The 10,397-nt window shown below is 66.4% G+C and carries 10 protein-coding genes; 8 read left to right on the top strand and 2 right to left on the bottom strand.

The window, feature by feature from the left end; all coding sequences use genetic code 11:
- Positions 1 to 112 precede the first annotated feature (112 nt).
- Together Vqi01_RS12915 and Vqi01_RS12910 are read right to left on the bottom strand one after the other, a co-directional pair.
- Complete coding sequence (locus Vqi01_RS12915) at positions 113 to 1,051, bottom strand: NmrA family NAD(P)-binding protein (protein ID WP_204035000.1); 939 nt, start codon at positions 1,049 to 1,051, stop codon at positions 113 to 115.
- A gap of 22 nt (positions 1,052 to 1,073) precedes the next feature.
- Positions 1,074 to 1,964 (bottom strand): pirin family protein, encoded by an 891-nt coding sequence (locus Vqi01_RS12910; protein ID WP_204034999.1) that lies wholly within the window; start codon positions 1,962 to 1,964, stop codon positions 1,074 to 1,076.
- A gap of 88 nt (positions 1,965 to 2,052) precedes the next feature.
- Here Vqi01_RS12910 and Vqi01_RS12905 point away from each other — a divergent pair, with 88 nt between their 5' ends.
- The 8 genes from Vqi01_RS12905 to Vqi01_RS12870 all read left to right on the top strand — a co-directional run bounded on the left by Vqi01_RS12905 (position 2,053) and on the right by Vqi01_RS12870 (position 10,125).
- Positions 2,053 to 2,397, top strand: a complete 345-nt coding sequence (locus Vqi01_RS12905; RefSeq protein ID WP_204034998.1) for a winged helix-turn-helix transcriptional regulator — start codon at positions 2,053 to 2,055, stop codon at positions 2,395 to 2,397.
- A 454-nt stretch (positions 2,398 to 2,851) separates the two neighbouring features.
- The gene (locus tag Vqi01_RS12900; protein WP_204034997.1) at positions 2,852 to 4,330 is read left to right on the top strand and encodes an exonuclease domain-containing protein; all 1,479 of its coding nucleotides are present in this window, start codon (positions 2,852 to 2,854) and stop codon (positions 4,328 to 4,330) included.
- 107 nt (positions 4,331 to 4,437) lie between these two features.
- Positions 4,438 to 4,740 carry a WXG100 family type VII secretion target gene (locus Vqi01_RS12895; RefSeq protein WP_204034996.1) on the top strand — a complete coding sequence of 101 codons (303 nt, stop codon included), beginning with the start codon at positions 4,438 to 4,440 and terminating at the stop codon, positions 4,738 to 4,740.
- 7 nt (positions 4,741 to 4,747) lie between these two features.
- A complete protein-coding gene (locus Vqi01_RS12890) occupies positions 4,748 to 6,412 on the top strand; it encodes an alpha/beta hydrolase (protein WP_204034995.1) in 1,665 nt (554 codons plus the stop codon).
- The gene (locus Vqi01_RS30705; RefSeq protein WP_239098364.1) at positions 6,409 to 6,948 is read left to right on the top strand and encodes a hypothetical protein; all 540 of its coding nucleotides are present in this window, start codon (positions 6,409 to 6,411) and stop codon (positions 6,946 to 6,948) included. Before Vqi01_RS12890 ends, Vqi01_RS30705 begins: the two co-directional genes overlap by 4 nt.
- A 360-nt stretch (positions 6,949 to 7,308) precedes the next feature.
- Entirely contained in the window at positions 7,309 to 8,190 is an 882-nt protein-coding gene (locus tag Vqi01_RS12880) for a helix-turn-helix domain-containing protein (protein ID WP_204034994.1), read from the top strand.
- Positions 8,183 to 8,371: a DUF397 domain-containing protein gene (locus tag Vqi01_RS12875; protein WP_204034993.1), complete on the top strand. Its 189-nt coding sequence runs from the start codon at positions 8,183 to 8,185 to the stop codon at positions 8,369 to 8,371. The genes Vqi01_RS12880 and Vqi01_RS12875 overlap by 8 nt, the downstream gene beginning before the upstream one ends.
- Before the next feature lie 296 nt (positions 8,372 to 8,667).
- On the top strand, positions 8,668 to 10,125 hold the full coding sequence (locus Vqi01_RS12870; protein WP_204034992.1) for a restriction system modified-DNA reader domain-containing protein: 1,458 nt from the start codon (positions 8,668 to 8,670) through the stop codon (positions 10,123 to 10,125).
- Positions 10,126 to 10,397 lie beyond the last annotated feature (272 nt).

The raw sequence follows: 10,397 nt of genomic DNA, 5'->3' as shown, positions 1-10,397 counted from the left end.
CTTCGCAGCTCCGGATGCCAGCCCAGTGGTCGGGACAGCCTGCGTCAGATGGGCGCAGCCTTCTGCCCTGAGCGATCCGAGAACCACGCTCGCTCAGGGCATCGACAGCCGCTCAGACCGCGGTGGGCCACTCATCCTGCCGCCAGTTCTCTTCCGGCACCGCGAAGTGTGCCGCGCCTGAGCCGGCAAGGTAGGCGGTGACCGAGGTCGGCAGCACGTCCGGATAATCCGCGTTGCGGACGTCCCGCAGCGAGGCCGTCCCGTCGAACATGGCGATCTGGTATTGCAGGGCCAGGTACTCGAACATGCTGGACGCCGTGAACTGGCGGCGGGCGATCTCCGCGCGTAGGTCCCGCAGGGTGCCCTTGCGCACCAATTTCCACCGGCGTCCGGACGCTGCCTCGACCTCGTTGCGAAGTTCCAGCATGGAAAGCTGCTGACCGACCACATGCACCTCGCGGCCCGCGGTCTTGGGGTCGAGCGCGATCGCGGCCGTGTACGCGGCGGTGTCCGGGATCGTGGTGATGTCGATCGGGCGGGTGCCGTCGCCCCATATCGAGAAGGTGCCCGCCACCGGGTCGAGGATCTCGTGGACGTCGGCGAGGAAGTACTCCGGGAACGCGCCGATCGACACCGACGTACGCGCGACAGTCGATGAATCGAACTCGTCGGCGAACCTGCGGCGCAGGTCGGACAGCACGTTGATGCCGTACCCGTAACCGTGGAGGTTGATCGAGAAGTCCGATGGGATCATCCGATGCACACCTGCGCGCTCCGCCGCCCGCAGCAGTTCCCGCTGCCCGTCGATGATGATCTCCGGACCGCCCTGTACCGCGGACACCACGACCTCCACGCCGTCGACGAGCGGCTGGAGCGCGGCGGCGCCGTCGGTCAGGTCGCCGACGTACGGCGTCAGGCGGGGATGGGTCGGCAGTTTGTCCTTCGAGGGCCCACGGACCAGGGCCCGGACATCGGCGCCTCGTTCCAGCAGGTTCTTCACGATCAGGCTCCCGAGACTTCCGGTCGCACCTGCTACCAGGACAGTCGTCATCGTCGTAACTCCTCAGGTTTCTTCAGTTGCCCGCAGGCAGGCGCGTATGGCGAGGGATGCTGCCGAACTTTCCGGAGTGGAAGTCGCGGTAGGCCTGTTCGATCTCGGCCCGGGTGTTCATGACGAACGGGCCGCTGGCGACGACGGACTCACCGATCGGCCGGCCCGCGAACAGCAACACGGTGGTCCGCTCGTCCCCGTCGCCGGTGGTCAGCGTCAGTGTGGTCGCGTCGCCCTGACCGGATACGGGATCGGACCAGGCGGTCTGTCCGGTGCCCACCGAGCGTCCCCCGATCGTCAGCCGCCCCACGATCACGTACGCGAAGGCGCGCTCGGCGCCGTCGATGACCTGCCGGTACTCGGTGCGCGGATCGAGGGTGATCACCGCACCGAGGATGGGCCACTGGTTGACCGCCGGGCCGCGTGCGGCCCCGGTCTCGCCGGAGATCACCTGGACGAGCACACCCGGCTCGGTATGCACGGCCTGCCTGCCGGCCCGTAGGTCCTGGTAACCGGTGGGGACGAACTTCAGGTGCGACGGCAGGTTGAGCCACAGTTGGATCACGCGAGCGTGTTCGGCGCGGACGGCGACCTCGCGGTGGATGACGCCCCGGCCCGCGGTCATCCACTGCACATCGCCCGGCCCGAGCACTCCGGCGTTGCCCAGGGAGTCGCCGTGCTCGAGGGCGCCGTCGAGGACCAGGGTCACGGTCTCCAGTCCACGGTGCGGATGCCAGTCGAACCCCGGCTGGTTGACCAGTTCCTCTCCCATCAGCAGGAACGGGTCGGTCCAGGCGTCGTTGCCGGGGGCGATGGCCAGGGTGCTGCGCGCTGACATGGGCGTCGGGCCCAGGTCGACCTGGTCGACGACCCGATTCACCCGCCGGGCCGCCGGTGCGGAAAGTGTGGTCATGATGCCTTTGCCTCTCGTCGGTCGGAGAAAGCGTCCCGCTTCCCGACAGGCGTTGGCAAACAGCATCCAAGTTGCTTACCTTTTAGAAGTGACTTTGCCACCCAGCACGGCCGTCGACGAGGACAGTTGCCACCACATCCTGCGCGCCATCGCCATCATCGGCACCCGTTGGACCGGGCCGATCCTGCTCGCTGGGGCCCGCGGGGCACGCCGATTCAAGGAGTACCGGGCTCTCGTCCCGGGCATCTCCGATCCACAACTGGCGCTGCGGCTCAAACAGCTTCAGGAGCGCGGGCTCATCGCGCGCACCGTCGTTCCAAGCACCCCGGTCCAGATCACGTACGCCCTCACCGCCGACGGCAGAGAGCTGATCGCCGCCCTACAACCTCTGGCGGACTGGAGCGAACGGAATCTCCCGCACAGCGACGCGTAACGGACCCATTGGGCCAGAACGGACCGAAAGCCGACCGAACGACAGACGTGAGGGGAGCGTTCGAGAGAAACAGACTGGCGGTTGTCTATCGTCCGATGTGGAGCGTTGCCCGCCCGCCCGACGAGTGGCTGGTCCCACCGGGCACGACCGCTTGCCTGAGCGGAGGCGAGCATCGTCCCTTTGCAATCGTCTTCGACCCGTCCGGTCGACGGGATAAGCAATTCCGCTTACCGTCGCCACATCATCACCTGATCTTGGATGTCATGCCTGCGCGGCACCAGGTCAGCATGACGACGCACCACCCCGCGTGATGACCCGGACGAGAGGACGAGTCTTGGGACTGTTGGAGTCATTTCGTCGCCGTAAGCAACAGCCCTCACTGCCGACCACGGACCTTGAGGCAGTAAGGCAGCAGAGCCGAGCAGTTGAGCTGTATGCCGGGATCGGCTTCGCCGTGATCGATGTCGAGACCACGGGATTGTCCGCAGGCCGGGACCGGGTGGTAGAGATCGCGGTGGTCAACACCGACATGTCCGGCAGGATTGTCGACACCTGGACCACGCTGATCAACCCGGGCGGCTCCGTCGGCGCCACCCGTATCCACGGCATCACCAACGCGGATGTCAGGCACGCACCGAGCTTCGCCGACGTGGCGGGTGAGATCACGAGCCGGCTGGCAGGCCGCGCCCTGGTCGCCCACAACGCCCCCTTCGACCTGGCGTTCCTCCGAGCCGAGTACGCCCGAGCCGGCTGGCAGCTGCCCGCCTGCCCGTACCTGTGCACTCTGGATGCGAGCTGGTCATACCTGCCGCACTTGAGCCGGCGGCGGCTGCCCGACTGCTGCTACGCATCCGGCATCGAGCTGAATGACGCCCACTCGGCCCTCGGGGATGCCAGCGCGACCGCGGCGCTGCTTGCCTCGTTTCTGCACCCACATCGGCAGCCGCGACACCAGCACACCCAACTGCCGCTACAGGCCGTTGACGTGGCGTGGCCGTCGGTCCCCCGAAATGCAGTCGCCACCGTTCCCCGTACGCCACGCGTCGAGGCCACACCGGCAGTGCCCGGCACTCTGGCCGCACTGCTGGACGATCTGCCGCTGTCGTCGGTGATGGAAGAGGGAGCGCCGCAGGCCACGACCGCATACGTGGAACTACTCGCGGAGGCCCTCGAAGACGGCATCCTGACCGACGACGAGGCCAGCGCGCTGGCCGAGTTGGCCAAGACGTACGTGCTGACCCGCCAGCAGGTCGACGCCGCCCACCGTGGCTTCCTCCTCGCCCTGGCGCACAAGGCGGTCGAGGACGGCAAGGTGACCCGGGCTGAGCGCAACGACCTACTCGCCACGGCCGCTGTCCTGGGCTTTGCCGACGGCATCGTCAAGGCCGTACTCGACGAGGCGACGGCCGCGTTGCACGAGGCGCGGAGCAATGAGTGCCGTCCGTTGCCTGATTCGTGGCCGCACGGTGAACCGCTGCGTATCGGACAGGGCGTAGCGTTCACCGGATGCGACGAACTGGAGCGCGCCCGGCTGGAGGGGCGGGCACAGGCCGCTGGCCTCCGGGTGACCGGCGCCGTGTCCCGCAAGACCGCGGTGCTGGTCACGGATGGCGCCGACGTCGGCACGTCCAAAGCCAGATCGGCCCGCCAGTACGGCACCAGAATCGTCACCCCGACGGTCTTCGCTGAACTCGTCGCCTACGTCCAACCAGTCACGCCTCCGGATCCGCCCCCGGCATCCCGGTCCGCCTCCTCCGTCGAACCCCGGGAGGTGGCTACGCCTGCAAACATGGCGCAGCCAGACGGTTTGCCCACAGTGGATCCGTCAGCGGTGCGATCCTGGGCACGTCAGCAGGGCTGGCCCATCGGGTTGCGCGGACGACTTCCCGCCGACGTCGTGGCCGCATACCACGCCGCGCACACCGAGCGATGACTGTCCTGACCGACTCCGCCGAGCGATCCAGGAGCATGAGCTCGCTGGCGCTTTTTGCGAGCGCGCGACTACTGTAGGTTCACCTTGCGAGCGGGGGAGGCCAGCAGGTGACGGAAGTGCGCGTCGAGCCGGAGGTGCTGGCGAAGGCAGGCGGCGCATGCGTGGAGCTACGCGACGCGCTGCGACGCAGCGCCACGGATGTCGATGGCGAAACGTTGGCGGCGGTTGCGGGCCTGCCGGGGTGGCGCACCCGGGCGGCGTTGGAGCAGGTGGCGGTCTCCTGGCAGGACGATCTGCGAAAGCTCGTGGGATACCTGTCGACGCTGAGCGAGGCGTTCGACGAATGCGCGAGGGATTACCGCTACAGCGACAACACGTCCGCCGCCCGGTTCGACATTCGCGGCCGGTGAGGGTCCGATGGTCACGTACGCGGATCTGCGGGACGCGCACGTCGCTCCACTGCGGTACGCCGCTCATGCCTGGACGGAGCTGGCGCGGGCCTGCGCGGATCTGGAACAGCGGTGTGGTGCCGAGCTGACCGGGCCGTTGCGTGCCTCGGGCTGGGCCGGGCCGGCGGCGAACGCGGCGATGGGTCGGCTCGATGTGCTCGACGACGAGTTCGAGGTGGCGAGCCTGCAGACCCGCACCGCCGCGAGTGTGTTGCGGGCCGCCGCCGACGACTTCGCCGATGTGCAGCGGCGGCTGGCTGCCGCGGTGGACGCTGCCCGCGGTGTGGGTCTCACCGTCGACGACCACGGACGGGTGTCTCCTCGGCCGATGCCGCCGGCGGCCAGGAACGATCCGGACGCCGCCCTGCTGCACGACAGGGATCAACAGAACGCCGCCATCTACACGGACCTCATCGCGCGGATCGTCGCCGAGGCCACCGAGACCGACAACCGGGTCGCTCGGGCGTTGACCCAGTTGACGGCGGCTTTTCCTGGGCAGCGGCCCTGGGAGTACAACAACGCCCAGCAGGGCGCCCTGGCCGCCGCCGCGGCCCTCGGGCTGGACGACGGCGACATCCCCGCCCCGGGCAGCAGCCCGGTGGAGGTCAACGCGTGGTGGGGCAGGTTGTCCGACGACGAACGGCAGGTTTACCTGACCGCGTACCCGCAGCGGATCGGCGCTCTCGACGGTCTTCCCGCCGCCGACCGGGACGCGGCGAACCAACTGGCCTTGCGGACCTTCATCGGCGACAACGTCAACGTGCACAGCAGCGGGCAGAGCGCGCAGTACACGACGGCGCTGATGCTGCTGGACAAGCTCGAAGCCGCGGAGCACGCGCCACCGCACAAGCGGCTGTACCTGCTGTCGATCGACCCGGTGGGAGACGGGAAAGCGGCCGTGGCGATCGGCAACCCCGACACGGCTGACCACACGGCCGTGCTCGTTCCGGGCGTCGGTACGGAACTGGCTGGCATTCGTGGTCTGCTCGGTCGCGCGAACGATCTGCAGGACGCGGCGATGGACCTGGCGCCCACCGGCAGCGAGGTCGCGGCCGTGGCGTGGCTCGGTTACGACACCCCGTCGATCGGAACGGACGTCGTCACCGCCCCGTTCGGCGGCAAGTCCGAGGCTGGCGCCCGCGCCCTGGACGGTTTCGTCGACGGTCTGCGTGCCGCCCACGACAGCGGGACGTCGCACCTGACCGTCGTGGCGCACAGCTACGGCTCCACCGTCCTCGGGGAGGCGGCCGGCACCGGCGACGGTCTGGCCGCCGACGACATGATCGCGGTCGGCAGTCCGGGGATGCGCGTCGACCGGGCCCAGGATCTGGGTGTCGATCCTCGACATGTGTGGGCCGCCGCCGCGGCGGATGACACTTTCGTGGCCCGGCCCGAGGAGAACGCCCGCTGGCTGACCGGAGTACCTTTGGTCGGCGGTTGGGCCGCCGCGGGCGCGGTGGGCATTCACGGACCTGGCCCGCATCTGCCCGAGTTCGGCGGGAACGTCCTGCACGTCGACACGTCCGGGCACAGCGGATACTGGACCAGGGGCAGCCAGGCCCTGCTATCTCAGGGAGCCATCATCGCCGGCAACTACGAAGCCGCCGTACTCGATCATGGTCAGCGGCCATGACCCGTACCCTCCGCCGGCTCTGGCGGCCCACCGCGGTCCTGGCCGTTGTCGCGCTGCTCGGCGCCGCGTGCACGCGCGGTGGTGACAGCGCCGTACCGGGAAAGGACGATCCGTTGCAGACCAAAGCTGTCGCCGAGGTGCGGAGCCTGGCCGAAGCGCATGCCCAGGCGGTCTCCGCCGCTGCCGGGGTGGCGTTGGAGAACTGGCGGACCAACACCGCGCCCTGTGAGGGCCGAGGCGGCGAGATCGCCGACGACGGACGCTGGACCCTGACCGGCTTCGCCCGACTGCCGGTCGCACCCGACGACCAGATCACCACGTTGCAGCGCGTCCGCGACGCCTGGCGGGAGCAGGGCCACGAGATCACCGAAGACCGTACCTTCACCGAGGGCGACGGCGGCGTGGTCTCCATGCGGGAGGCCGCCACCTCGGTCACGATCAGCCTCGCCACCAACGCCAGCCGAGACCGCATCGCCCTGATCGTCGCCACCGGCTGCTACCTGCCCACCGAGGGCGAAGACCCCGCCAACCCGTAGCCGGCGACACCGCACGCCCCGTCCACGGCGAGGACGTCAAGCACCACCCGCAGCAGCGGCCGGCACCCCTCGATGTGGGGGCGTCCCTGCCGGCATGTCGGCGCTGCGGCCAGCAGATGAGAGTACGCAGAAAAAGGCGAGCCGCCTCCGCTCACCGCTCATCGGCCCGCGCTTCCGACACCCCCACAGCCGCGGATGGGAATTGCGCGGTGATGACTGCTGTCAGGGGTGTCTTGTATGGTCAGAGGCACAATATCTCTTGCGCGGACGGTGCAGAGAGCAATCAATTTCCAGGCAACCGTTCGACGTTTCACCAATGGCGTCCGGATGTAACAAAATGCAACACGAGAGGGGTGGCCGATGGCCGAAGACATGGGATCGACAGTCCCCAGGCGACAGCTCGGGCGAGCACTACGCGACCTGCGCACCGAAGCACGCATGACCCTCGACGGCGCGGCCGAGGCCATGCAGTGCAGCCGACAGAAGATGTGGCGCATCGAGAGCGGCCTCGGCGCGACCCGCGCCGCCGACGTCAAGGCCATGTGCGAGCTGTACGCCGCCACCCCCGACCTGACCGCCGCCCTCGTCGCCCTGGCCAACGAAACCAAAGCCAAGGGCTGGTGGCACTCCTACGGCGACGCCATCCCCGACTGGTTCGAGATGTACGTCGGCCTCGAATCCGCCGCGTCATCGATCCGACGCTACGACGAGGCACTGATCCCCGGTCTGTTCCAGACGCGGGAGTACGCGATGGCGGTCTACCAGCATCGCTCGCGCATGTCGGCCGACGAACGTGACCGGCTGGTAGAGGTGCGGTTACGACGTCAGACTCTCCTGGAACGCCGCCTGCCTCCTGCCCCGAAGTTCGAGGCAGTCCTCTCCGAGGCTGCCCTGATCCGTGTGGTTGGCGATCCGGCCACCATGGCCGGGCAGCTACGTCACCTGCTCGACCTGGACCGGCTTCCTCATGTGGTGATCCGGGTGCTTCCTCTCAGCGCCGGTCTCCACTTTGGCGCTGTGGCCGGGGCGTTCGTGATGCTGGACTTCCCGCTCCGTAACCGAGTCGAGCCCGAACCATCCGTCGTCTACAGCGAGTCGCTCACCGGAGCGCTCTACCTCGACCGCAAGGACGAAATCGCGATCTACGAAGAAGTGTGGGCGAGCCTCACGTCCCTGGCCCTCGATGAGCAACAATCGAGGCAACTGATCAACAAGATCGCCAGAGAGGTCCACCATGACTAAGCTGACCGGCGCCAAGTGGCGCAAGAGCACCCGCAGCGGCGACAACGGCGGCGACTGCGTCGAGGTCGCCGACAACCTTCCCAGCCTCGTCGCCGTCCGCGACAGCAAGGACCCTGCCGGCCCCACCCTCACCTTCTCCCCCAGAGCTTGGGCCACATTCGTCCGGACAACCAAGCTCTGAGCTCTGGCACGTGTGGCGGTGACTAGAGCGCGCTCGGCACACCGCGTGGCGCGCTCCCACCAGCGCGAGCGGGTGGAGTTTTTGGCCTCGGCTTTACGCCCCGATCGAACCAGGGGTTTGCCACCCTTGAAGTCGGCCAGCTTGGTCGTGGTGTTCCAACCATGGCACCCGAGCGGCAGACGCAGGTGGTCTGGCGAGAGAGCATCTCGTCCTGTAGATTTGCGCTGCGCTGCGCGGGGCGATCGCGTCGCCTCTGCTAGCGAAATCAATCTCTGCGGCACCTGGGGGGCAGCGGCATGTCGTCGACAGATAATCCGTCCCGGAACCGCCGCAAACTTCTGTTCTTGCTGAATGGGCGGCGCGTACGCATCTCCGACCTCCTCGAAGCCAAGCTGCTGACTCAGGGACAGACGTTATATTTTCAGCAGTATCGCGGCCAAGAGCCGCACAAGGCGGTGGTAACCGACAGAGCGCAACTCCGCTTAGTTGACGGGCGTGAGTTCGATAGTCCGTCGGCCGCTGCTGCAGCTGCTGGCGAGCTCCGCGCCGCACCAGGCTGGTCCATTTGGCGCGTCGGATCGAACGGCCCCACCTTGCATCAGCTTCGGCGACGGCTGTTAGATTCAGTTGCCAAGGAAGCGGCAAACGAAAAAGATACCATCCCGGATCTTGATATCGAGGGAATTGCGGCTGCAGTGGAGAGGGAAATTTTTCTCCATGGGGCCAGCGATAGCGCCAAAATAGGCGTTCCCAAGGAGCTTTCGGTACGGGAGCTGCTCAGGATTTGGGGCTTGGACGAACGAGATCGCGCAGGGAACGCCGAGATCGACGCTGACCTCGCAAACCACGACCTGACGACCGTGCCCGACTTCCGGGCGGTCAACCTCGATCGAGTCATTCAGATCGTTCCCCTCACTGAAGCCAAATCTGAGACGGCATCCACCTCCGCAGTCAGGGATGAGCCTGAGGAGTTAGGAGCCGAGGTGGACCAGGAAGCCGGCGATATTGGCCTTACGCTGGGTCAACTCTTGCGCCCCGACCACGTTCTCCAATGGGTGCCGCCTTCGGCTACATTTGAAGAGGCAATCACCATCATGCATATGAATGATTACTCTCAACTTGCCGTCCTTGCTGACCCACGCACGCTTCATGGAGCGATCTCCTGGAAATCCATCGCGGAAGCTAAGAACGCCGATACCGGGGCCATTTTTAGCGATGCAATCGATCGCGCAGCGAAGGTGTTTAGTTACGACACCCGCCTCCTAGACGTTTTGGCTACTCTTCAGCGCGAGGAGTTCATCTTCGTTCGCGATCACACCCGCACCATTGTTGGCATCATCACCGCAACTGATGTCGTGGCAACATATGATGCTACCGCGACGCCATTTTTCCTGATTGGAGAAATCGACCAGGAGCTGCGTCAGCTCATACAGAGCCTCTTTGACGAGGAGGCCGTGCGGGAAGCATGTAGAGGGGCAAGGCTTTCCTTTCAGGGATTTGACTCGATGACGTTCGCGCAGTATCGCGCCGTTTTTGACGACCTTGATTGTTGGAAGCGGCTCGGCTGGAAGCTTCACAGAGAATCAGTTGTCACCCACCTCGACGAGGTCCGAAAGATCCGCAACAGAGTTATGCATTTTAATGCCGACACGATCGAACCTGTCGAGGTAAAAAAGCTCAACAACTTCCTAAAAACCGTCCGCACTTACGGCAGGCGCTCCTCAGTCTCTACCGAATCAACGCCCCTTTTCTGAACCATCAGAATACTCCGCCATTCCTACTGCAGAGGCTGAATGGTCAGGATTATGGGGGTTCTGGGTCGAGGGCCAGGCCGGTGTGGTGAGGAAGCTAGTCGGGAGGTCGGGATGCGATTGAGCCGTGTGACCAGACGCCTTCGGTCGGGGGCGTAGGCAGGGTCGCTGATCACGTGGAGCCAGTCGCGGTTCGCGACGAGTTCACGCATGGTGGCGCTGACGTGGGTGTTGAGGTCGTCCCAGATCAGCGCGATCGGCGCTTATGAGGTACT

The sequence above is a fragment of the Micromonospora qiuiae genome, assembly GCF_016863555.1.
Lineage (GTDB): Bacteria > Actinomycetota > Actinomycetes > Mycobacteriales > Micromonosporaceae > Micromonospora > Micromonospora qiuiae.
This window is presented reverse-complemented; position numbering and strand designations above follow the sequence as displayed.